Source organism: Paenibacillus alvei DSM 29 (assembly GCF_000293805.1).
GTDB classification, from domain to species: domain Bacteria; phylum Bacillota; class Bacilli; order Paenibacillales; family Paenibacillaceae; genus Paenibacillus_B; species Paenibacillus_B alvei.
The window spans coordinates 71750-95762 of sequence record NZ_AMBZ01000010.1; the positions used below are offsets into that span (position 1 = coordinate 71750).

At 47.6% G+C, this 24013-nt stretch carries 24 protein-coding genes and 2 pseudogenes; 10 read left to right on the forward strand and 16 right to left on the reverse strand.

The genetic code is table 11. The features are described from left to right. Positions 1-129 precede the first annotated feature (129 nt). The 5 genes and pseudogenes from dnaI to PAV_RS26000 form a co-directional block, all read right to left on the reverse strand. Positions 130-1077, reverse strand: coding sequence for a primosomal protein DnaI (gene dnaI / locus PAV_RS25980; protein ID WP_005551051.1), 948 nt, complete (start codon positions 1075-1077; stop codon positions 130-132). Between the two features lie 30 nt (positions 1078-1107). Further along, positions 1108-2616: a DnaD domain protein gene (locus PAV_RS25985; RefSeq protein ID WP_040736925.1), complete on the reverse strand. Its 1509-nt coding sequence runs from the start codon at positions 2614-2616 to the stop codon at positions 1108-1110. A 307-nt stretch (positions 2617-2923) separates the two neighbouring features. Then, a pseudogene (locus PAV_RS25990) lies at positions 2924-3359 on the reverse strand (alpha/beta hydrolase family protein); the annotation flags it as partial. A 109-nt stretch (positions 3360-3468) separates the two neighbouring features. After that, positions 3469-5208: a ribosomal protection-like ABC-F family protein gene (gene abc-f / locus PAV_RS25995; protein ID WP_005551055.1), complete on the reverse strand. Its 1740-nt coding sequence runs from the start codon at positions 5206-5208 to the stop codon at positions 3469-3471. A 480-nt stretch (positions 5209-5688) separates the two neighbouring features. After that, complete coding sequence (locus tag PAV_RS26000) at positions 5689-5991, reverse strand: YuiB family protein (protein ID WP_005551057.1); 303 nt, start codon at positions 5989-5991, stop codon at positions 5689-5691. A gap of 240 nt (positions 5992-6231) precedes the next feature. Here PAV_RS26000 and hemQ point away from each other — a divergent pair, with 240 nt between their 5' ends. Next, complete coding sequence (gene hemQ, locus PAV_RS26005) at positions 6232-6984, forward strand: hydrogen peroxide-dependent heme synthase (RefSeq protein WP_005551058.1); 753 nt, start codon at positions 6232-6234, stop codon at positions 6982-6984. 430 nt (positions 6985-7414) lie between these two features. Here hemQ and PAV_RS26015 read toward each other — a convergent pair. Continuing rightward, positions 7415-8610, reverse strand: a pseudogene (locus tag PAV_RS26015) (NAD(P)/FAD-dependent oxidoreductase). 518 nt (positions 8611-9128) lie between these two features. Here PAV_RS26015 and PAV_RS26020 point away from each other — a divergent pair. Next, positions 9129-10139: an NAD(P)/FAD-dependent oxidoreductase gene (locus PAV_RS26020; protein ID WP_005551065.1), complete on the forward strand. Its 1011-nt coding sequence runs from the start codon at positions 9129-9131 to the stop codon at positions 10137-10139. A gap of 62 nt (positions 10140-10201) precedes the next feature. Then, positions 10202-10453, forward strand: a complete 252-nt coding sequence (locus PAV_RS26025) for a hypothetical protein (protein ID WP_005551067.1) — start codon at positions 10202-10204, stop codon at positions 10451-10453. Positions 10454-10473: 20 nt separating this feature from the next. Here the strand turns inward: PAV_RS26025 and sda are convergent, their stop codons facing one another. Together sda and PAV_RS26035 are read right to left on the reverse strand one after the other, a co-directional pair. Further along, a complete protein-coding gene (sda, locus tag PAV_RS26030) occupies positions 10474-10623 on the reverse strand; it encodes a sporulation histidine kinase inhibitor Sda (RefSeq protein ID WP_040736975.1) in 150 nt (49 codons plus the stop codon). Between the two features lie 280 nt (positions 10624-10903). After that, complete coding sequence (locus tag PAV_RS26035) at positions 10904-11566, reverse strand: YheC/YheD family protein (protein WP_005551068.1); 663 nt, start codon at positions 11564-11566, stop codon at positions 10904-10906. Between the two features lie 196 nt (positions 11567-11762). On the opposite strand from PAV_RS26035, the gene PAV_RS26040 reads away from it, so the two are divergent. The 4 genes from PAV_RS26040 (at position 11763) to PAV_RS26055 (ending at position 14706) form a co-directional block, all read left to right on the forward strand. Further along, positions 11763-11969, forward strand: coding sequence for a hypothetical protein (locus PAV_RS26040; RefSeq protein WP_005551070.1), 207 nt, complete (start codon positions 11763-11765; stop codon positions 11967-11969). A gap of 155 nt (positions 11970-12124) precedes the next feature. Continuing rightward, positions 12125-12805, forward strand: a complete 681-nt coding sequence (locus PAV_RS26045) for a response regulator transcription factor (RefSeq protein WP_005551071.1) — start codon at positions 12125-12127, stop codon at positions 12803-12805. Next, the gene (locus PAV_RS26050) at positions 12802-14214 is read left to right on the forward strand and encodes a sensor histidine kinase (protein ID WP_005551072.1); all 1413 of its coding nucleotides are present in this window, start codon (positions 12802-12804) and stop codon (positions 14212-14214) included. The genes PAV_RS26045 and PAV_RS26050 overlap by 4 nt, the downstream gene beginning before the upstream one ends. 93 nt (positions 14215-14307) lie before the next feature. Then, a complete protein-coding gene (locus PAV_RS26055) occupies positions 14308-14706 on the forward strand; it encodes a DUF2871 domain-containing protein (RefSeq protein ID WP_005551073.1) in 399 nt (132 codons plus the stop codon). 2 nt (positions 14707-14708) lie between these two features. Here the strand turns inward: PAV_RS26055 and PAV_RS37050 are convergent, their stop codons facing one another. The 3 genes from PAV_RS37050 to PAV_RS26065 form a co-directional block, all read right to left on the reverse strand. Further along, complete coding sequence (locus PAV_RS37050) at positions 14709-14831, reverse strand: hypothetical protein (protein ID WP_268594139.1); 123 nt, start codon at positions 14829-14831, stop codon at positions 14709-14711. A 14-nt stretch (positions 14832-14845) separates the two neighbouring features. Next, complete coding sequence (locus PAV_RS26060; RefSeq protein ID WP_157267302.1) at positions 14846-15067, reverse strand: hypothetical protein; 222 nt, start codon at positions 15065-15067, stop codon at positions 14846-14848. 209 nt (positions 15068-15276) lie between these two features. After that, complete coding sequence (locus tag PAV_RS26065; protein ID WP_005551076.1) at positions 15277-15636, reverse strand: HesB/IscA family protein; 360 nt, start codon at positions 15634-15636, stop codon at positions 15277-15279. A gap of 267 nt (positions 15637-15903) precedes the next feature. On the opposite strand from PAV_RS26065, the gene mqnE reads away from it, so the two are divergent. Together mqnE and PAV_RS26075 are read left to right on the forward strand one after the other, a co-directional pair. Beyond that, on the forward strand, positions 15904-17010 hold the full coding sequence (gene mqnE, locus PAV_RS26070; RefSeq protein WP_005551078.1) for an aminofutalosine synthase MqnE: 1107 nt from the start codon (positions 15904-15906) through the stop codon (positions 17008-17010). 239 nt (positions 17011-17249) lie between these two features. After that, positions 17250-18323 (forward strand): NAD(P)/FAD-dependent oxidoreductase, encoded by a 1074-nt coding sequence (locus PAV_RS26075; RefSeq protein ID WP_005551080.1) that lies wholly within the window; start codon positions 17250-17252, stop codon positions 18321-18323. Between the two features lie 46 nt (positions 18324-18369). Here the strand turns inward: PAV_RS26075 and PAV_RS26080 are convergent, their stop codons facing one another. After that, complete coding sequence (locus tag PAV_RS26080; RefSeq protein ID WP_005551081.1) at positions 18370-18624, reverse strand: YuzB family protein; 255 nt, start codon at positions 18622-18624, stop codon at positions 18370-18372. A 91-nt stretch (positions 18625-18715) separates the two neighbouring features. Here PAV_RS26080 and PAV_RS26085 point away from each other — a divergent pair, with 91 nt between their 5' ends. Further along, positions 18716-18961 (forward strand): NifU family protein, encoded by a 246-nt coding sequence (locus tag PAV_RS26085; RefSeq protein WP_005551082.1) that lies wholly within the window; start codon positions 18716-18718, stop codon positions 18959-18961. A gap of 118 nt (positions 18962-19079) precedes the next feature. Here the strand turns inward: PAV_RS26085 and PAV_RS26090 are convergent, their stop codons facing one another. From PAV_RS26090 to PAV_RS26105, 4 genes are all read right to left on the reverse strand, one after another. Continuing rightward, complete coding sequence (locus PAV_RS26090) at positions 19080-20225, reverse strand: glycerate kinase (protein WP_005551083.1); 1146 nt, start codon at positions 20223-20225, stop codon at positions 19080-19082. 156 nt (positions 20226-20381) lie between these two features. Beyond that, complete coding sequence (locus PAV_RS26095; protein WP_005551085.1) at positions 20382-21650, reverse strand: GntP family permease; 1269 nt, start codon at positions 21648-21650, stop codon at positions 20382-20384. 191 nt (positions 21651-21841) lie between these two features. Next, positions 21842-23014, reverse strand: a complete 1173-nt coding sequence (locus PAV_RS26100) for a sugar diacid recognition domain-containing protein (protein WP_005551086.1) — start codon at positions 23012-23014, stop codon at positions 21842-21844. A gap of 125 nt (positions 23015-23139) precedes the next feature. Beyond that, a complete protein-coding gene (locus PAV_RS26105; RefSeq protein ID WP_005551087.1) occupies positions 23140-23922 on the reverse strand; it encodes an SDR family oxidoreductase in 783 nt (260 codons plus the stop codon). Positions 23923-24013 lie beyond the last annotated feature (91 nt).

Here is a 24013-nt window from a genome sequence, read left to right on the forward strand (position 1 = left end):
AAGCCCGGTTCGCATTGCTTGCGACCGGGCTTTTATTTGCAATTATATAGCATGAACGGGAGGCATACTGGCTTCTTAGCCGAAGCTGCGATGCTATGCGGCATGAACAGCTTCAAGCTTTCTCTCTAGCTAGCTTCCCCGTTTGTTCCGTCCTTGTACATGTACCACTTTCACAAATGGCTGAATCCGGTGCATAAGCCGTTCGGCCTTATGCACATCCTCTCCTTCACGCGTGAAGCTGAAATGCTTCTGCAGTGCTTCCAAATCATAATTCGACGTGTAGAATGTTGGCTTACGGTTCATTCGATAATTCAAGATAGAGCCCAGCACATGGTCGCGAACCCAAGGAGTAATATTTTCTGCCCCGATATCGTCGAATACCAGCAGATCGGTTTCCTTCATCATTTCAATCGTTTCCCGCAGCTTCTGCGGCTCTTGGAACATTGACTTGAGCTCTTCGACAAACTCCGGCATATAGACGATTACCCCGGTGTAATTGGCCCGAGCGAGTTCGTACAATACGTAGCTCATAAGAAATGTCTTGCCCGTCCCAAAAGGCCCGACGAGGTACATGCCCTCAGGCATCAATCCTTCTTTCTTTGTCTTCTCAATATATTCAATGATATTTAAAACGGCAGGCGATCGATCAATATCATTCTCTAGTATTTCGGAGGCAGAGTATCCGCGCTTGAGCGCAGTCTCATCTACATAGAAGGAACGTACCCGGTTATAAATCGCCTGTTGGCGCTCACTAGCCAGCAGCTTCTTGCAGGGTACCTTCCGATCATATACATAGTTGTTCCCGTTCAGGTTATCGGCGCTCAGCATCGTATAGTGGCCATGGAAGTCATTCGGACACTGATCCAAGCCCGGACAGTTGGTACAGTGCCCAATTTCCGTTACATATTGGTATAGCTTATTCATATTGATGCGAAGGTCGCGATCCGACAACTCCGGATATTTGGAGCGAAATTGCACGATCAATGGATCGTTGAGCAGCTTTTCTATTTTCTGTTCCGCCTGAGTCCGGCGGGCGTTGACCGGCAATTGCTTCAAAATATCTCCGATAGATTCCATAAGTCGCACCTCCTATCCGCTGTAACTTTATTATACTCGTCCTTCGTCCAATCGTCGCGCCAATTCACGAGCACGCTCTAATTCTTCCGGTGTCAGACCTGATCCCGCTTCACTCGGTTTAACGACAGGAATCGATGGCTTGGCTGCTTTATTATTGTACCGGCTGCGCGGCCGCTGCTGTCTGCCAGCGTCTTGGCGAGAAGCTTGCGTTCGACCAGAACCATTGACCTGCGCCTGTTCACGAGTATACATAACCGCTTGTTCATATGTGCGTATCTGCTTTACAAGCATATTGGATACGATCGCTTCAACGAAGTTCCGATTTAGTCTGTGCTCCGATCCGCTTACCAGCATCGTCATCAAATAATGAATGAGTACATTGATGACCTCATCAGGCATCTTATAATTCAAATCCATCTTGGTAAACATATCAAGGAAGGAGTCCGGGACTGCCCCTGGGAAAAACTTCTCAAGCAACTGCGTATACGGTGTATTGCGAAGCAGCATGTTATATTGATGAATATCGCATTTGTCGCGGAATTGCGGGGGAACCTCAACATAGAACTCCATTTGCACCGCAACTTCCTCTTCATGCTCTTCTTTCACTTGCTCCTTCTGTTCAATTCGATGCTGCACTCGCTCCCGATGCTCGCTTCTCCGCTTATTCTGACGGAAATGAAGGTGAGCACGGTGCTGCAGTTCTTCCAATGCGACCAAGCCGTCCTGCGTGAAGACGCCGTCTTCATCCAGCAAACGGCACAGCTCTTGCAAAGTCAGCTCGAATTTGCGGACAACGTAATTAATTGTACTCATACTTTCTTTATTGTAACGAAGCTGCTCTACGAACTTGCGGTTGTAGGACTGCTTAGGGAACCGCATAATAATATCTGCATAATTGATTTCAACAGCTTCAGGTTCGGCATCCGCAATCGCGGTACGGCTCGGGGCGACTTCCTGAAGGGCCTGCTCGAGCTCGAAATCAATGACATGCGTATTCAGGCGGAACAAATCGTAGAATGGTATAGATATGTTCTCCCGATGCATATTGGATGCCATTCCTTCAAAGGGGTCATCCGTAGTAAACTGCTGCCGTAAGGACAGCACCGCGTATTTTCCAACCTTATCCCGCAAAAGAAGAGTTAAATGCTGTGTTTCGAAAAATTCCTTTGGGGACAAGGGCTGCTGCAGCTCATATTCATACATACAATCATCCATATCAGGCAGCATCACTCTTGACGTATTCAACAGTCCGACCGCTTCCAGCTTGGAAGCCTGTTCAATGAAATAGGTGCGTCCCTTCTCACTTGGCTCCAATCCAAGGAGCAGGAACAATCGGCGCTGCGCATCTACAGCTGAATAGCCTGTCTTATCTGATGCCACATGCTGGCAGAGAAGCTGATACATGCCGATCGCAAATGCCCCCACCATTGGTTGATACACATGGGACAACATCTTTAGATCCAGTTCGCTCAAGCTAAACTCTCGATAAGCCACATATCGATGATGTTCTGTAAAATGGTGCATATTCGACATCCGCATCGTCGTACCTGTTTCTCCTTCCGCTCTACTCAGTCCACCTATTGTAACATATATAGAGTCTGCCCGTCCGACAAAATCGTGGTAAAAAGACATGCAATTCCGATCAAAAAAGCATAAAAAGCGCAGAGATCATGCCAGATGCTCTTCTGCGCAGAAAAGGAAAGATGCTAGTTATATCTTCTATTGTATACCTAGGCAGAATACTAATAATCGTTAAGATCGCACGCTCTCAATCACGTTGTTTTTCATAAATACAATTTTCGCCCCATCTTTCTCAAAGCAGAAAAATCCTTATTTCCCAACAATCCTAGAGCCCCTCGTTAACATTTCTTGTCGGAATCGCTGGCACTGCTTCTTGTTCATGGTGCCGCTTCAGGAATTCGACGATAGCTCGATAGACGCGCATCTCATTCTCTTTTTTAGAGAATCCATGTCCTTCATCATCCAGCACGATATATTCCACATCCCGTCCAAGCTGTCTAAGCTTCTCTACCACCTGATCTGACTCTTCCTGTACAACACGGGGATCATTCGCCCCTTGGATGACCAGCATCAGATTCGTCATGCTATCCAAGTACGTAATCGGGGAATCAGTAATGAAGCGCTCCTTATCCTGCTCTGGGTCACCAACCCACTGCTTCATGATTGGCTTCCAATGATCAGGTACAGAATGATAGAACGTCAATAAATTGCTAACGCCGAAAATAATCTACTGCCGCACGGAAGTAATCTGCATGCCGTCCAGCATATCGTTTCATTGATCCGGGTAAAGTCCCTAGAACCTACAAGCCGCAGCACCTTCTTGCAGGCACTGCGGCAGTTGTATCCGCTTGCGTATCACTTGCTCATTGCTCATAGTTGCTTGCGCCGCTTAAGCAGTTCCGCATATTGCCGCTCCAGTTCCTCGATATTGTCTCCCTTGCGCGGAGCAGACAAACGCCCCATCAAATCCGCCCATTCCAGATCCAGCTTCAATCGCTCCTCAGCCGACATCGATGAGGACGACTGTTCAATTTTCTGCACTTCCTGTGCTGGTACAAAATCTGAAGTAACGCCTCTCTCAACAGGTCGAGGTCGCTGACGCTCGCGAAATGCTTCAATTGTCATCCATTCCAGTTCGCCGTCTCGGAACACAATGGTATGTGTAGCCGTTCGATCCAGCAGCATGCGATCATGCGTCGCGAACAGGATCGTACCTGGATACTCCAGCAGCACACGCTCCAGTTCCTCGCGCGTGTCGATATCCAAGTAATTCGTCGGCTCATCGAGGAGCAGCATATTCGCTTCGCTCATGAACAGCTTGGCGAGCTGAGTCTTCACCTTCTCGCCCCCACTCAACTGCCATACCGGCTTCAATGCCTCATCCCGTCGCAGCCTAAGCCGCGCCAATACCGTCCGCACCATCGTCTGATCATAGGCGCTCGACTTCAATACATTGTCCAGTACACTGGCCTGTAGATCCAAGGCATACAGCTTCTGATCGAAATACGCCATTCGAGCGCTTGGGGAGAAGCGAATCCGTCCTCCCTCCACCGTCACATCACGCTCTTTTGCAGTTCTCAGCTCATATACCTCCACCAATCGGCGGAGTAAGGTTGTCTTCCCTGCTCCATTCGAACCGACTAAGGCGACACGCATATTCGGCCGAATGCTGAAGGAACTGCTGCCCACCAATTCACGGTCGCCTGCACGCAGTGCAAGCCCTTGAACCTCCACAGCCTGCTTACTGCGAATCGGAGCATGGCATTCCGCATTGAATAATACCTGCACCTGCTCAAATGGCTTCTCCACAATCTCCAACTGATCAAGACGCTTCTCTATCGCCTTAACCGTCTTCTCTACCTTTGCCTTCTTGCGATTGAAGTGTGGACGCGCAAGCCTCATTTCCTTACTGGTCAATCCCTTCTTAGGCCTGCTGACCTTACTTGCATGCTCCTTCTTCTCTACAATCGCTTCCTGCAAGCGGCCTCTTTCTGCGACATAATTGTCATACGAGCGTTGATGTTCCAGCCGCAGCCGTTCCTTTTCCCTGCGATAGTCCTCATACCCGCCGGTAAAGACATGAATCTGTTCGTTCTCCACTTCCCAGATTCTCGTTGCTACATGATTGAGCAGCGTTCGGTCATGTGAAATGAACAATAGCGCGCCCGTTCTGGAGTATTCGATCATCCGATCTTCCAGCCACTCCATTCCTTCCACATCCAAATGGCTTGTCGGTTCATCGAGCATCAGCAGTCCTGCCCCTGCGTTCATGGCCTCATTCAATCGGCGTTTCGTGCGCTCCCCGCCGCTTAATATCACTTCCTCTGCTTCTTCCTCCCGCACATCATCCAACTGCGGTACGAAAGACGTTACCACATTACATACTACGGTTCCTTCATCCGGCTCTACCATGCCAGCCAATATGCGCTGCAATGTCGTCTTCCCGACTCCGTTGACGCCAATAAGTCCGATACGATCCCCTGCATAAATGCGAAGAGAACTGTCTGTGCGGAATAAGCGGCGATCAGCTACATAGGCTGCCAATTGATGGGCCTCTAACACGATTTGGCCCGATTTATTCTTTGATTGTGCTGTATATTTATTAGTCATAAAAAAACCTCCCTGGTAACCCAGAGAGGATAGTGTGCATGCGGCTGCAAGCTTGCACATCGCTTATATCATGGAATTGAACACGTATGTTACGCACGTGTCTATTAAACGTATGCCACAGCAATCCGTTCTAAGCAACGATTCGTCTCTCCCCAATTCTCCTCATCCAATGTTGAAACTGAGGCAGTGGGGACAAGTGCAATACCGTTGCGTTATTCCATTACAAAATAAGTGATGAATCATGCAAGCTATCAAATATAACGGCCGATATCAATCTGCGAAAATGGGCAGACCTATCCTCTCTGAACGTACATTTTGAAATATAAAGCTGTCAAAATGACTTCTATCAGATCAGATTAGTTCAACATCGCAGTAGATACCTTGCCCTTTCATTCGAATAAAATCTATGCATCGAAAAGTCCCGATGCGTTCTGTATCATTGTATGCCAATTAGCTCAAATTTATCAAGTACAATTTTCATTAAAACATCTGATATCCACTCTTGCGTAAAAAATGAATTGTCTTTCCGCTAATAAATGCCCCTGCAAGTCCAGCTATCGCCGTTAAATATCCCTGCAAGCCGATGCCCGTCAAATTGTCCATAACCGATGCATCCTGCTTCCACAGCATGATAACCATTGCCGGCAGCAAAACGACTAAATATACGCCGATTGGGAACCACGTTGTCTTCATCAGCATGTTCAGAATAAAGCCAATGCCGAACATCATCACAAAAAAAGCACCATTAAAATGATGACCATTATCCAGCCTAACATGTTGCAAACCGCCTCCTGCTTTTCTTCATCCAATCTATAATTATCCAATAAAATATCCATATTTCGCTAATTACTGATCAGTCTTAGTGTACTTGCACCTGGGCTAAAAATCAACGAACATTCAGTGACATTTATCACCTCTTAGTTGAATGCGATGCAAATTATAGCTACAATGGCTTTAGAATGGCGATTTTCACAATAGTGGTTGTGGTACACAATCTTTTACGATAACGGAGGATAACGCGATATGAATGAAGCAGCTTTAACGCTCGACGGTTGGTATGCACTCCATGATTTCCGCACGATCAACTGGGCTCAATGGAAAAAGGCGGACGATGAAGAGCGTGCGCATGCGCTTGAGGAATTGCAAACGTTATGGTCGGAATGGTCCGAAACGGAAGCAGACAAGAAGGGCAGCACTGTCGTATACAGCATCGTAGGCCAAAAAGCCGACTTTGTCATTTTCCACCTTCGTGAAACACTCGAAGAGCTTAATGCGCTTGAAAATGCGCTGAATAAAACGTCTTTCGCTCAATTTACGACACCAACGTATTCCTATGTCAGCATCGTAGAACTGAGCAATTATATGACGAAGCCAGGATCAACCGAGGATCCGATGGAGAATCCGGAAATTATTGCGCGTCTTAAGCCAACCTTGCCGCAGAGCAAGCACATCTGCTTCTATCCAATGAATAAGAAGCGCGACTTGTCCGATAACTGGTACATGCTGTCCATGGAAGAGCGCCGCAATATGATGCGCAGCCATGGCATGATTGGTCGAGGCTATGCGGGTAAAGTGAAGCAAATCATTACAGGCTCCGTAGGTTTGGACGATTGGGAATGGGGCGTTACGCTATTCAGCGATGACCCGCTTCAATTCAAAAAGCTGATTTATGAAATGCGCTTCGATGAAGTCAGCGCGCGCTTCGGCGAATTCGGCTCCTTCTATGTAGGGAACCACCTCACTATGGATAAGCTGAATGACATGATGAAGCTGTAGCTTCATGCATTCACGGCTACCATCATACTCAAGAGCGACAAACCGGGAAGCCTATGCGGGCAACCCGGTTTTTTTGCTTTCCTCTTTATCAAAATCATGTACATTCAATTCCATCAGCCCCTATGCATACATGCCCTAACCTTCGGCAATGGTTAGCTCGGGAAAGTGAGCAAGGAGGCAGGGATCAAGGCGGATCCCTCCACCAAATCTCCTTACGGTTCGACCACAAGCGGCCCGCGTTACGCGCCAATCAGCTTCTTCTTGCACAACGGCTGATTCAGTTTTCAATTGATTGCATACCGCTGTCTCTGCTGTTAAAGCAAAAAAAGCCATCCTCGCACATTCGTGCAAAGACGGCCTCCCAAATTTATAACAATCGTATTCGTACAAAGCCATCAACAGAATGACTTGTACAACATAATGCTTCGGCTTAGAAAAACTTCCCTTTACGAAGAGCAAGGGAAACTCCGCCAATGATGAACAACCAGCGGATATCGATTACTTTTTTCAATTGAGCAGCCCAGAAGCCTTTCAGCTTCTTCTTGCCCACTACGCCAATCGCTTCGCCTTTACCCAAGGAAGCAACAGTCCCTTTGTTGTGGAACTCGAACTTCTTCAGCGGCTGGTTGCGGATCGAAGCAACGATGTTGCTTGCACATACCGGACCTTGCTGCATCGCCATTTGCGCTGTAGGCGGATATGGACGATCAATTGCCGGGTTAATCATGAGCGAGTTGTCTCCAATAATAAAGATGTTATCATGGCCTGGCGCTCTCAAGAATTCGTCAACCTTCACGCGGCCGCGCATTGCCTCGAAGCCTGCTTGCTCAATTAAGCGGTTACCGCGAATACCACCTGTCCATACAACAGTAGAAGATTTAATTTCTTCGCCTGTTGCAAGTACTACACCTTCAGGTGTGCATTCTTTAATCGCTGTTGCCAGCTTGAACGTAACGCCTTTTTCTTCAATACATCCATTGCATACTCAACAAGCTCAGGATCGAAGCCTGGAAGTGCTGTTGGTGCTGCTTCGACGTTATAAATATTGACCAATTTTGGATCAACATCGAACTGTTTGCACAGCATCGGAATGCGATCGGACAATTCACCGATAAACTCAATACCTGTGAAGCCTGCACCACCTACAACAAAGTTCAGACGCTCAGGATGAGTCTCATCTTGCTTATATAGAGCAAATTGATGTTCGATATGCTCACGGATAACGCGAACAGAATTAATGCTGCGAATGCTATACGCATACTCAGCAAGACCCGGAATACCAAATGTTTCTGGCTCTCCACCGACACCAATAACCAAATAATCATAAGACAAAGTTCCGTCTTCAAGAATGACTTTCTTATCTTGAATACGAATTTCCTTCACCGTAGACTTCACAAAATCAATTTTGAATTCATCGATCAGCTTCGAGATGGACACCCGAGCATTCTCGTAGGAATCCGTACCAGCAGCTGGCATATGCAAATGAGTTGTAAAGTAATGATAGTCATGTTTGCTAACTAACGTTACGTCTGCCTCATTATAGTTTAGTTCTTTTTGAAGACGTTGCGCTGCCATAATGCCACCGTAACCCGCGCCTAGGATTACGATTTTAGGAATGTTACTCATCTTTCATTAGCTCCTTCCAATCAGGTCAATCATTTTGTGTTGGTTGGTTATAACATGTTACAACTTTAATTATGAATACCTTTGTTCTAGAAACCCGCGTATATCCTCAATCCAACGAAGTTGTGAAAAACCCCACAAAAAACCTTAAACGTTATCTAGACAGTAAAACATCATAGCAATCGGTAATCATTTTTATTATGATCCAAATGAATGAAAGTAAACCAAACAATAGAACCATAATCACTTGCACATCGCATTATGCCCAACATCGACAAATTGTCGACAATTTACATACAATTCAACTGCAATGATATCGAGTTTCCAAATAAATTACAAGCACCTTTTTTGTAGAACAATCAATGAAAGCGGTTAATTTTGATAATTTTCACATTTATATCGACTTCCTTAGGCAAAGTACGGTTTCCTTCTTGTCGAGCTCCGTTTATAATGATAGATGTGCCTAAATACACAATGACCATGATCACATGGTCAGACATCGCCATTGGAGGTGCTCTGCCTTGAATTCACAACTTGCATCGCAACCAGATGATGTAGTAGATATTTTAATTATTGGTGGCGGGCCTGCCGGTATGTTCGCCGCGTTCTACGGCGGAATGCGACAAGCTTCCGTTCGCCTTATTGAAAGCATGCCTCAGCTCGGAGGCCAATTAGCAGCATTATATCCGGAAAAATACATCTATGACGTAGCCGGATTCCCGAAAGTAACAGCGCAGGAACTTGTTAATTCCTTGAAAAAGCAGATGGAGCATTTCAATCCAGATGTTCGCTTGGAAGAGAAGGTTCTTGGTGTAGAAAAGCTTGGAGAGCGTCTATTTGCCGTTACTACAGACAAAAGCGTTCATCATGCAAAATCAGTTATCATTACAGCAGGCGTAGGTGCATTCGAACCTCGTCGTCTGGAGCTTCCAGAAGCAGCACAATACGAGAAATCGAACCTGCACTACTTCGTAAGCGACCTGCAGCAGTTCAAGGGCCAGCGCGTGCTAATCAGCGGTGGCGGCGACTCTGCTGTCGATTGGGCACTTATGCTGGAGCCTATCGCAGAGCAAGTTACACTCATTCATCGCCGCGACAAATTCCGTGCGCGTGAACATAGTGTGGAGCAGTTGATGAACTCTAAGGTTAAAGTCATTACGCCAACAGAAATTACCGCGCTGCATGGAGATGCAGGCCGTATTGAGCGCGTAACACTGGCTGACACCAAATCGAAGGAAGCATTCGATATTGATGTAGATGCAGTAATCGTCAACTTCGGCTTCGTATCCTCGCTCGGTCCGATTTCCGAATGGGGGCTTAACATCGAAGGCGGCTCCATCGTTGTCGATTCCCGCATGGAAACAAACATTCCAGGCTTGTTCGCTGCCGGTGACATTACGACTTATCCTGGTAAGCTGAAACTGATCGCAGTCGGCTTTGGTGAAGCGCCAACCGCAATCAATAACGCTAAAGTATATATCGATCCAACAGCCAAGCTGTCTCCTGGTCACAGCAGCAGCATGAAAATGTAACTAAATAAACGAAAAAAGGGTATCCTATCTCCAACATCTTTATATAACGGAGGAGGATACCCTTGTTTCATGTTTGTCCACTATGCAACGGCATTATCAGTACAGAAATCATATGTCCGAACTGTTTGAACCCAGCCACTGACAGCGGCAAACTGGAAGATTATGTTGGACCTTACGCCCCGTATCAGCCAGACGATTCCACATCTCATGAAATCATGCTTCATGATGGTTCTGTGTCGATGCAGTGCCTGCATATAATCTATTGTGAGCACTGTCATGCAACTAACTATGTGAACGGCTTGGCTTGGGAGTAAAGTCTCGGCATGCCGGTCATCTATGTGCATACCGGTATTCGGAAGAGGGTCGGACAAAGGCAGCGCCTTTTCATTTCCTCAAGCAGCAGCGCGATGAATTCTTCATCCAATCGGAGCCTGATTGCCTGCTTATAAGAATCAATAAGCAGTTCATCGGAAAGCAAAGCCATCTGCATCACAACCTTTCCTAAACTTTCCTGCCGGGTTCATCATATCACGGCTTTAGAAAGCAGAACAAGCGTTCCAATATCCACAGGCAACTGTGGAAAAAATGTGAGTAATATGTTGATAAACGTCAAAAATCGTTGTCTAGCAGTGGGGATGATGTGGATATGGTTATTCACATCTTTTTGGCCTGTTCATTAATAAAAAAGTTTAATCACATCATGATATCTATTAAATGTTATCTATCAAATTTACACTTCTGGAATCTATACCCAGTGATTGTGGTTACTGCGGTCTCGTGTTTACCTCAAAAATCCAAATATGTCCCGAACGGTCTATCCCATAATCGAAGCCCAACTGTCCGATTCCAGGGTATTTCTTCTCTAAAATGGCTGTGGATACTCTTGTCAGGTGTTTCATTTTACTCTTTTTAGCGCTAACGCTTTGTCCAGGAAGCGATTGAGTAATGCCTTGGGCTGCGGTAAGCATCGTACCTCCCTTGCACAAGTTCGTCACGAACAATCCTCTTTTCGCTAATCGTCCAACCATTGCACGAAATCCCCATTTGCCGTTCTTCTTCACTACCTTTACTCGATAATCAATCGGTCTTCCGCCAATTGTAGCAAGATCAATTCCCCGCTGTATCAGGTTGGCGCGCTTTTTTTTCACACCTGACAATGATCGCACCATGGCGTCGAACTCGTCGAAGCTGCGCGTATTTGAGCGGTACGTATAGCGATAGGTCGATCCACTTTTCGTTACTTTTATTACTCCCGAACCACCAGTACCAACGACAGGCTTGACGACGACATAACCGTATTTGTTCAACATTTGGTGAAGATTGGACGTATTATAAATGCGCGTTGCTGGAATATGCCCTGCGATGCGCGGATCTGATAATAATGCCGCAGTCTTCAACCACTTGTTAGCTAGCTGTCTGCCTTCCATTCGTGTCTCCCCTTTCGTCTTCAATACTTATACATACTCAAGAGAAGCTCACGATTCTTGTATGATTGTCCAAGGCACACGCCTTATTTCATTGAACTGGATCAATATGGACGCTTAATGCTTGTCATTTTCAAGACTGGGATGGTATCGTATAAGGGATAATAATGGATGGATATAAAGGATGGGAGCGACCGTCATGTCAACTGCAGCTGTATATGAAGCGTTGTACTGGATAGCGATCGTATCCATGTCTGTCGTGCTTGTGCTTGCCAATGTCGGAATACTTGCGATCGGCTTTCAATTTTGGAGAAAGCATAGACGGGTGCTTGGTGCAGCATGCTGGCTGTTCTCCGTATTTTGCTTCTATTTGATCTCCATCATGATCAACAAGACGTTCTTATGATGGTCATGTCCTGATCAAAAAGCTTGATCGTCTCCCGCATGACGGACAACGGGGCAAAATCCTTGAGCTGCGCGCTATGCGCTGCCTCAAGGATTTTTGTGCTTCACCCTGCATTGAGCCGCTTAAGCCGTTCCTATCTGAATGGAGGAATCCCTTTGATCATTCATGTACTCGTTGCAGATGATGATCCGAATATTGTAACAATGCTGCGCCTTGTGCTGGAATCGGAACAGTATCACGTCTTCGACGCAAGTGATGGGCAAGCTGCAGCACGTATCCTGGAGCAGGAAACCATACATATTGCAATCGTGGATGTGATGATGCCGCTAAAGGACGGATGGACCTTATGTGCCGAAATTCGCCAGCAATATGATATTCCGGTTATGATGCTGACCGCGCTGGGGGAGCTTGAAGACAAAGAGCAAGGATTTGCAGCCGGCACCGATGATTATTTGGTGAAGCCATTTGAACCGAAGGAACTGTTATTCCGCATGAAGGCGCTGCTTCGTCGGTATCAAATTGTCTCTGACAGCCTCATACGTATTGGTGCAACGACTATAGATCGTCAAAGCTATACGATAACCACATCCGGTGCAGAGCATACACTCCCACGCAAGGAGTTTGAGCTGTTGGCTCAGCTTTCTTCCTATCCGGGGCGCATCTTTACTAGAGAACAACTGCTTGCTTGGATATGGGGTGCCGACTACGAGGGAGATAGCAGAACCATAGACGTACATATTAAGCGTCTACGTGAGCGCTTCCCTGAAGATTCGAGCGATTTTCGCATCACGACGATTCGAGGTCTTGGCTACAAATTGGAGGTTCATGAGCCTTGAAAACACTCTATACTCGAATTGTATTCTTTTCCGCCGTTATCGTCTTTATCAGCTTCGTGTGCGGCGTTTTTCTCGCGAATATTGCACATAATCAGGCGATCTCGAGCCATTATGAGCAGAAGATGGAGAAGGTTGGTCAAGCACTGTCCCACATGAACAGTATGCTGTCGGCTGGTACCCATTCGACGGATGAGGCCCTTTCGAACCTAGCTGAGCTAGGGTATCAATTGTATCTTGTTGATCCGGAACACCATGTGAAAACATTCGGCAGACCTTTTAAGCACGCAGATATTGCCTCTAAAGATATTGATAGTGTGCTTACAGGCAATACGTACCTCGGCATGCTTAAGCAGGGTGAATGGAGCAGCCTGTTCGTTCCCGCTATATTCGAGAACCGACTTGCGCTCAGCCATGGCATACCACTTGTCATTCATGGAGAACGTCATGCCTTGTTCATCCGTCCCGACATGGTGCAGCAGACTGAAGAAGTTCGCGTCCTTATTGCCGTGCTGCTCATTTCTACCTTCGTCATTAGTTTGGTGCTCATATCTGTGAAGACACGCTATCTGGTCAAGCCGCTTCAACGGCTAACTCGCGCTACGATGGAACTGGAGAAAGGCAACTATGAGGTGAAACTGGATCTTCATCGCAATGACGAAATCGGGGAGCTTGCAAGGCGGTTCACGGTAATGGCTGGCGCACTCGGTCAGCTCGATTCTGTACAGAAGCAGTTTGTAGCGAACGTATCCCATGAAATTCAATCTCCATTGACCTCCATACAAGGTCTAGCCCAACAGTTGATGGATCATCCACTGCCGCCAGAGCAGGAACGACGCTATTTGCATATCATTGCAGAGGAATCACGGCGCTTATCCGGCATTAGCCGGCAGCTACTGACTCTCGCCTCGCTGGAACGAGGTAAGGAGATGATGAAGCAGGCGCCTATCCGGCTGGATGAGCAGCTGCGCGAGGTCATTATACTGCTGGAGCCACAATGGGGCATAAAGGACATGGAGCTGAATCTCCAACTCGATCAGGTGATATGGATAGGAGATGCTGGATTGCTTCATCAAGCATGGACGAATCTGCTGACGAATGCGATTAAATTCACTGCGCCGCAAGGAACAATTACGGTACGATGCCATCAACAGGGAGAAGACATTATCATAGTTGTATCTGATACGGGGAGAGGAATTCCTCAAGACGTACTTCCGCACATTTTCGAGCGATTTTACAAATACAACGAACATGTGGAGCCAGGACAAGCACAACTAGGCACAGGTCTTGGTTTAGCGATCGTCAAACGAATTATTGAGTTGCATAACGGGACGATTAGTGCATTAAGCGAATCAGGAAAAGGCACGACCTTCACCGTCCGATTAGCTGCCTCAGACAAACACAGAACATGACCTCGTTGTCATGTTCTGTTCATATTGGGTTCATACAACTGCGGTACACTCCTATCATCCATGCGAATGACACTACAAAGGAGAGAGTTTACTGTGAAAAAACTGTATTACACTTCATTCTTTTATGCCATTCTTGGCCTTATATCGGGTATCTTTTACCGAGAGTTCACGAAAGTAAACGAATTCATGGATTACACAGCGCTAAAACCGCTGCATACTCATATTCTCGTCTTGGGCTTTCTGTTCTTCCTGCTGGCTACCCTGCTCGCGAAGCAATTCCGTGTACATGAGGTTCGTTCATTCAAAGGCTGGTACTATGTATACAATATCGGCCTGCTTATTACAATTGCCGCAATGACGGTGCGCGGTCTTCTGCAAGTAAATGGAACAGATATGAAGGGCTTGAGCCATATGGCAGGCCTCGGACACGCTGTATTGGGAGCAAGCATTATTTGGTTCATGATCTTGCTGGGTAAAAAAATTAAGGAATAGCTTTACACATACCGAGCATAGCGGAAGGCTGCACCGGCTCCCCCATCAGGAGTAAGGGCAGCCTTCTTTGATTGAGACAGACGACTGATTTGTCCAACTTCGATTTCAACTGCACGACGATACAATTACAATTGCTGCATTAGCAGCTGCCAGAGCTTTCAATGACAGTTGCCCCTGTCGTCCCTGCATGGTACGTGTTGTTGTGATTTTGCGCGTCTCTTGTTGATTCTTGACGGGAACTGTAGCAGGTTCCTTGCCATCCTCCCGGACATTCTGAGCAATACGCTCTATAGGACACCAGCGTCGTACGATCCACATGAGTGGATTGCTGTACTTGGTGGGCATCATAATGTTCATTCATAGGTATCACCTCCTACTCGTTATAAGGTTCGCTGAAATAATTTGCAGTATGTTTAGAAATATTAGGATTTGTGGTAAGAAACGCAATAAAAAAGACCTCTCTTACGGGAGGACGATCTACCGTAATAAGAGGTCTTCTGTATCAGCTGAATCACGATCATCGAATCAAGCTGTGCGATTCAATTCTATAATTATAGTTCAAGTACTCGACTAGTCGTCACACTTCTCTGCTTTTCCCGCATCTGTAGCTGTACGGAAGCTGGAGCCGCAGCCGCATGTCGCTACCGCGTTCGGGTTGTCGATCGTGAAGCCGCCAGACATGCCAGATTCCTTATAATCGATGACGAGTCCGCTCAGGTGAGGCACACTCTCTTTGTCGATAACGACCTTCATGCCGCCAATCTCCGTGTGCACATCTTCCTCCGTTTCCTCATCATCAAATCCCATACCATAAGAAAACCCGCTGCATCCGCCAGGGCGAACACCAATACGCAGGAACAAATTTTCATTTTCTTCTTGTGCAATCATATCCTTTATCTTTTCAATCGCTTCATCGCTGATTGTAATCATTCTAATCACCCTCCTCGTATTACTAAGTATAACCATCCCTTTCGGCATATACAAGAGAACATGCAATGCTGGTAATTTGCACCTTTACTTCCTGTAGACGTATTGCCCCACCTCTTATGCGAATGTATAATGGTACTGACATCAATTATTGTGATTCGTTTCACTGCAATCTCCGACGGAACTTATCCGCCGCGGAGTTTTTTATTTGTCAATAACAGCATTTTGGTGCTGAAAATGACATGATATCTACCTGAAGGGGGCCTGTTTATGACTACAGTCATGACACGTCATGCCGATCCACGTATGGCCGAAATCGCAGACAAAGTCGAACGAGGCGAACGCCTGACACTCGAAGATGGCATTTATTTGTATGAAACAGACGACCTGTTGACTTTGGGTCAATTGGCGAATCTTGCGAATATGCGCAAGAACGGCAAGAATGTTTATTTTATTGAAAATATGTCCTTATATTTCACAAACGTATGTGAAGCGCATTGCGCCTTCTGCAACTTCCGTAAAGATCAAGGGGAAGATGGCTCTTACACCTTGTCCGGCCAAGAAATGATCGACTATGTGGAACAGCATATTCATCCGGGCGTACGTGAGTTCCATATTGTGGGGGGGCACAACCCTCATGTACCGTTCTCCTATTATGTAGATTCGCTCCGCGCGCTTAATGAAAAATATCCGGATGTGACGCTGAAAGCCTACACAGCGGCAGAAATCGATTTCTTCACGCGCATCAGCGGCTTGAGCATTGAAGAAGTGCTCAGAGAACTGATGAATGCCGGTCTTGAATCCTTGACTGGTGGGGGCGCAGAGATTCTGTCTGATGAATATCGGAAGAAAATGCGCGTCGAAAAAGCAGGCGTTGAGCGTTATCTCGAAGTTCACCGCACCGCCCATCAGCTTGGCATGAAGACACATACAACGATGCTGTATGGCGCAATTGAATCTCATGAGGATCGCGTTCGCCATATGATCTCGATCCGTGAACTTCAAGATAAGACGAATGGCTTCCAAGTCTTCATCCCATTGTCCATGCAGCCAAAAAGTCCAAAGGCCAGCATCAAGCGGCGCAATTCCGCTTATGAGGACTTGAAGACAATTGCAATCAGCCGTCTCATGCTGGACAACATTCAACATATTAAAGCGTACTTCATCAATATCGGAACACAGTTGACGCAAGTCGCCCTTACGTTCGGCGCTTCTGACGTGCATGGCACGCTTGTGAAGGAACGCATCAGCCATGCGGCTGGCGCACTTACACCAGAAGGCTTAACGCGCGACGAGCTTGTATGGCTCATCAAGGGTGCAGGACGCACGCCAATCGAGCGTGATACGTTCTACAACCCGATAAAAATATATGAATAATTCGTTGTAATCAATCATGGACCACAATAGAGAGATAGAGGTATTGCATGACCCTATTGGATACGACAACCCAGAATCAGCAACCGTTGGCACGATTCATCTCACTGGAGACTGAGCTTCAAGCCGGCTTCATTGAATCGCGTCCCAGACAAATGAGTGGACCCATACGACGTAATCGCCGCTTGCGGCACAGCACCTACCATACTTAATCATTCGGCAACATGGGGGGAGTCGAACAGATGAAACGATACGTCATACTCGGTGGCGGCTACGGAGGATTGGCCATCATTAGTCGGTTGTTGGAGGGCGAGCTGCCTTCCGATGTACAGCTTGTATTAGTTGACCGCATGCCCTATCAGGGACTCAAGACGGAATACTACGCATTAGCAGCTGGAACAGTGTCGGATATGGATATTCGCGTTTCCTTTCCGAACGATCCACGCGTGCATCTGCACTATGGCAATGTTCAATCTATTGACTTGGACGGACAGCTCGTCCATTTTACGGATGGCGATACACTAGTCTACGATCACTTGGTCATAGGGCTAGGTTGTACAGATAAATATCACGGCATTCCAGGGGCCGAGCAATTCGGCAATAGCATTCAATCACTCGCCAGCACAAGACGCACCTACCAACTGCTTAATGACATCCGGCCATACGGTCAGGTGAGCATCGTTGGCGGCGGACTGAGTGGAGTTGAAATGGCAGCAGAGCTGCGTGAGAGCCGTCCTGATATCAACATCCGAATTTTGGATCGGGGATCACGCGTGCTGTCAGCGTTCCCGGAGAAGCTCTCTCACTTTGTCTCCGGCTGGTTCCTTGAGCACCATATTGAGCTTCGTTCCTTTGTAAATGTAAGCCATCTGGAGGAAGGGGTCATCTATAACCGGAAGGAAGACAACGAGGAAGAAATTTTGTCTGACGTAACGGTATGGACTGCCGGCATTCAGCCTGTGATTCCTGTACAGCAACTCCAAGTTGCTAAGGATCAACAGGGTCGCGTTATCATTAATGAGTACCATCACATTCCGGAATATCCGAATGTATACGTTGTTGGTGATTGCGCGAGCCTTCCGTTCTCGCCAAGTGCACAGGCTGCTGGAGCCCAAGGCGAGCAAATCGCTGATGTGATACGAGCTAGATGGAAGGGTGAAACGCCTCAACTAGGTAAAATCAAGCTTAAGGGTGTCCTTGGAGCATTGGGCAAAAAATCCGGCTTCGGCGTCGTTGGCAAGCGTGCCGTTGTAGGCTATGTGCCTCGCGTCATCAAAAGCGGTGTATTATGGATGTCTAAGCACCATTTCGGATAATATATGCAATGATTCTCCTCTATAACAAAGCATGGGAGCAGCGGCATCAATCGATGTCCAACTGCTCCCATGCTTTTATTTCATCTATTTTGTTCATAATCTTGTCATATAACTCATCTGCCGATTCCCCAGCCACGATTTCGCCATTTACGAGCGCAAACGGAAACATGTAGCACTCCCCGCAATTCCCTAGACATCCATACTCCAGCACATCATACTCTGGATTGCCTTCCAGGCGCTTCATGACCTTGTCTGTTCCATGATGCATATTATTCACGCAAAATTCTATGATTGGTCGCATTGACATTATCCCCCGCTTTCATGTAATGCCTTTGAATTCGGATAGCTTTATAATATAATAAAATCAGCATGGATGAAAGGAGTTGTCATAGATGAGCGAAAATGCACAAAGCAGCATTTACGATGAAGTGCTGGAAGTGTTGGATAAACTGCGCCCGTTCTTGCAGCGCGACGGCGGCGATGTCGAATTGGTTGATGTTGAGGACGGCATCGTTAAGCTTCGCCTGATGGGCGCTTGCGGCAGCTGCCCAAGCTCCACAATCACTTTGAAAGCGGGTATTGAACGCGCTTTGGTGGAAGAAGTAGAAGGCATTACAGAAGTCGTCCAAGTATTCTAATTGAATCATTCGGCTTCCTAAGACAAAAGGCTGTCCGCCAGCAGTTCGTTCTGCCGGCGACAGCCTTTTTTCAATCCGAATTGAAAACGATAATTGCCGCTTCCGCATCCAGCTACCGCTACGATTTCAACAGCTTCCCGAACTTTAATGCCATTCCAATATTATAGGCGGTACGCTCCATATTTGCCGATGCATGCTGCATGGCATCCTCTAATGTTGTTACCCCTGGCACAATCGTGAATACCATATCAATTCCATGCTCATGAACTGATTCATATCCTGCTGCAAGTGTACCTGCAATTCCGATAACGGGTATATCATGCAGCTTGGCAGCTTTAGCTACGCCAATAGGCGTCTTGCCGTAGATGGTCTGTCCATCAATTTTGCCTTCTCCGGTAATCACCATGTCCGCACCAGCAGCGTGTTCCGCCAATCCAGTGGCATCGACAACAATATCTACTCCGCGCTTTAATTCCGCTTGCAGGAAGGCTACAACTCCTGCTCCAAGCCCACCTGCAGCACCAGCGCCAGGCATATGGGCCACATCACAGCCTACGTCTGCCAGCACCTGCGACGCATAGTGAGCTAGGTTCGCATCAAGCTGCTTCACCATGTCCGCTGTCGCCCCCTTCTGTGGGCCAAATACAGCCGAGGCTCCGCGTTCTCCGACAAGCGGATTGTCAACGTCACAGGCTGCAATGAATTTTACCCTTGCGAGCCGTGGATCCACACCACTCATTTCGATATGCGCGATACGGCTAAGCTCACCGCCGCCATACCCGATTTCCGTACCGTCTTCAGTCATTAACCGTATCCCAAGCGCCTGCGCCATACCAGCTCCACCATCATTTGTAGCGCTGCCGCCAAGTCCAAGAATAATGGTCTCTACTCCCTCGTTCAGTGCAGAAAGAATCAGTTCTCCCATTCCTCGCGTCGTCGTTACAAGCGGATTCCGTTGTTCTGGCGGTACAAGAGCCAGTCCCGACGCCGCTGCCATCTCAATGACCGCTGACTTGCCATCACCGAGAACGCCATAGAATCCTTCCACTGGTGTTCCAAGCGGCCCAGTCACTGTCGTTCGTACAATTCGACCACCTGTCGCGTCGACTAATGACTGTACCGTTCCTTCTCCGCCATCAGCCATCGGCACATGTACCAGTTCCGCTTCTGGGAATACTCGTTCCAAGCCACGGCCAATCGCCTGGCATGCCTCCCATGCGGACAAGCTTTCTTTAAACGAGTCTGGAGCAATTACAATTTTCATGCTGATCCACTCCTATCCATGCAATCTGACTTTTTGCCTGGACGAATACGTCCATCTATCTGTCTATATCTTAATTAGAGCCTATTCACGATCTAGTGAACTTCTCCGTTATTTCTATCATTCGCTATTACCATTCAATTGGATGCCGTACGCTGCTTACAGGAACCAGCCGAAGACACCGAATACAAGCGTTGATACAATGGCGAGCACAAGACCGATTAGCGTTTCATATGGGATAAGACGAAGACGTTCCTTCATCGCCATATTTACGCTGCCACCGGTAGCATGGAAGAAGCTTCCGTGCGGCATATGGTCGAATACGGTTGCCCCTGCATGTATCATTGCTGCTGCCCCTAAGGAAGCAACACCAAGCTCCATAATGGTCGATCCGAATACCGAGCTGGCTACAGCAGTACCTGCTGTTGTGGAAGCTGTTGCTAAAGACATCAAGGCGCCGCTGATTGGTGCGAGCAAATATGCTGGCAAGCCAGAAGCCGTTAAGCCGTCAATAATGACATCCTTAAGCTGCGAATTGGAAATAATGCCAGCAAGTGTCCCTGTACCGATGAGCATAACAGCAACACCTGTCATTTTGCCAAGACCGGAAGTCGCATATCGATTAATATGCTTGAGACGTCCCATACAGAGCGCTCCTACCAAGCCTCCGACCGGAAGCGCGATAATCGGGTCAATGACAATCCCTGCTATCGGACGCAAAGCCAGCAGCGCAATTGCGGTAATTGGAGCCATCATCGCGGCTAAGAAGCTAGGAAGCTGCTCCTTGCTTTCTTCGACCTGATCAGCCAATGCGATTTTAGTCCCTTTATTCGTCAACTTCTTCGCAATCCAATAGGTGACGAACAAACCAATCAAGGCTGGGATAATACCAGCTGCCATTATGGAAGTCAACGGCACATGGAAAGCATCTGCCGCCGAAATCGCATTCGGGTTCGGCGACATAATGTTGCCGGCCTTGCCGCCCCCAATCATCGCCAGCAATATCGCCATGCGGGACAAATCTGCACGCTGTGCAATTGCAAGAGCGATCGGAGCTACCGTAATAACCGCCACATCAATAAATACGCCTACCGCCGTCAATACCATCGTTGCAAAGGCTAGTGCGAACAAGGCGCGAGTCTCGCCTACCTTGCGCACCAAGGTTTCCGCAATGGTCTTTGCACCGCCGGATTCAATCAATACTCCGGCCAGAATACCTGCTGCTAAAATCCGCAGCACCGCCGGAATCATCGTCTTCGCCCCATCCATCATCAGCGTAACGGAATCCACCAAACCAATTCCTCCGACTACGCCCCCCACCAGTGCACCAATCATCATGCCGTACGCCGGCGGGACTTTCCGCAAAATAAGCACGATAGCAACCGCCAAAGCCGCCAGTGCGCCAAGTACAGATACCGTAACTGTCATAGTCCCCATCCTCCTTGAAGATGCAGTGTTTCGTTGTTGTACTTTTACTTTACTTCTAAAATGAAAGCGCTTCATCATGCATTGACATGAAATAAAGCGCTTTATAAAGTCGGTTTTTGTTCAAATGCACAATCCAACGATCTGCGATCGACTCCTTAGGAGTAGAGGTACCACTTGAGAAAACTACCTCCTTAATGCTCAGGGCGCTGGACTTCGCGGCTGGGTCTCATCTCGTAAAGCCATCCGGCGGTCATTAAGGTAAATAGGTCGCGATAGCTCTTCGGATCCTTGCCGGTCACATCAGCAATCCGCTGAAGACGATATCGAAGCGTATTGCGGTGAATTGCCAGACGCTGTGCGATCCGCTGCTGCTCTCCACTTTCCACGAAGTACACCTGCAGCGTCTGCCGCAGCTCCCCGCTTCGATCCTCCTGTATAAATTTCTCCCACATCTGTTCCAACTCATCCGTAATCCAGCTGTGACTCACATTTGCCAGTACAGTTTCATTAGGCATATCATCGCTATAATATACGGTCTGCTCTGGCAGGATCGCCTGCCCTGCCCGCATTGTATCTTGGGCAGATCGATAAGAGGCTATAAGACCGTCAATCCCTGAATAAGCTTTGCCTACAGCTATTCTTAGCGGAGCAATCTGCCTCTCTTCCAGCAGTTGCCGAATGTGCCGAATGCCTTCGCATATATCCATATTCGGCTTGCGCGGATGAAGATGCGGCTTGAAAAGAACAATTTGCCGTGTATTGCGTATGGCGATAAGCTCAATAGTTGGGCGGCCCTCTAACAGCTCAACAACTCTCCGCAGTGTCGGTACAGAATCCGCATCTTGTTCATCTGTAAGCTCCAGAATACAAGCGACACGCGGCTTGTCCGGCTTCAATCCAATCCGTTCCGCCTGCAGGCGAAGCATAGCCTGATCCCCTTGCTCCGCATGAATGACCGATAGCAGAAAATCCTCCTTCATCCGCTTGTCCCAACGCGCCTTCTCTAATAAATCTGCCTGCTCCAAATACATCTCGGCCGTCATCTTGACGAGCTCCCCATACTTTGTCACTTCCGCTGGATCGCCGGTAATCCCGATCACACCAACAACCTCGCCGCGAAATTGAATAACGAGATTCGTCCCTGGCATAACACCATGAAGATTGCGTGCGCTCTCTTCGTCGATTTCGAACCGGCCCTTGCGCTCTATGGCAATGAGTGCCCCTTCATGCTTCTGGTTCATACGAGATGGATCGCCTGAACCAATAATGCGTCCGCGCTCATCCATCACATTTACATTGTAGCCAATAACCTGCATCGTCCGCGTGACGATTTCTTGCGCCAATTGCTTTGTCAGCCAACTCATGTCTATCTACCACCCACCACGCTAAAATCGCTGGAGCATAGTCTCCTCAGAATATGAAAACGCCCTCGTTCCAACCGAGCACAGCATGCGCTGTGCCAGTCAGCCAACGGGGCGTACATGCAGCATTAAGATTTCGAGCTTATCGTTGTACGAATCGGGTCGAGTCCACCTGAGACATTAATAATATTGCCTGTAACAAAGTCCGATGCATCCTCACATAGGAACCGAATAACTCGCGTTACATCTTCCCCGCTGCCAGGACGGCCGCGCGGCGTTTCCTCATCTGTCAAATGAAGCACTTCTTCGATCTTCCGCTCCTTGTTGTCGCCCCGAATGTCGCCTGGGCAAATCATATTTACCGTAATGCCATTTTGCGCTTCCTCTACGGCCAATGTCTTCGTGAAAGACACTAACCCCACTTTAGCAGCAGCATACACGGCCCTATGCGGCCAAGAGCGAGCTTCGGAGGCATGACCAAAACCATAATGGATGATGCGCCCCCAGCCTTTTTCCCTCATCGATCCAAGTAACAAATGATCAAGCAAAATGACACCGCTTAGATTTCCATTCAATAAATACATGATTTCTTTTTCCGAATATTCGGCGAACAATCGCCGCTCCCTAATGAAAGGCCCTGCATTGTTCACCACAATATCAGCTGGACCTATGCGCTCATTCATTTCCTGAACGAGCCGCTTGACTTCCTCCGGCTTGGATATATCAGCACGAATGGCAATACAGCGTATTCCTGTTTCCTCAAGCTGGTGACGCAGTGCTTCAGCCTCTGTCTCACTATGTACGTAATTCAGAACAATATTATGCCCGGCTTCGGCCAATGCCATAGCTGTCATCTTCCCGAGGCCTTTGGCGCTCCCCGTAATAAGAGCAATTTTACGCTGCTGTTCCACGTCATAATCCTCCTTCTGAGCGCTTCAAAGAACTTCCACGTTCAGTATAAGTCATTTGTCTTAACAGAACAACTTTGCGTTAGGAACGGAC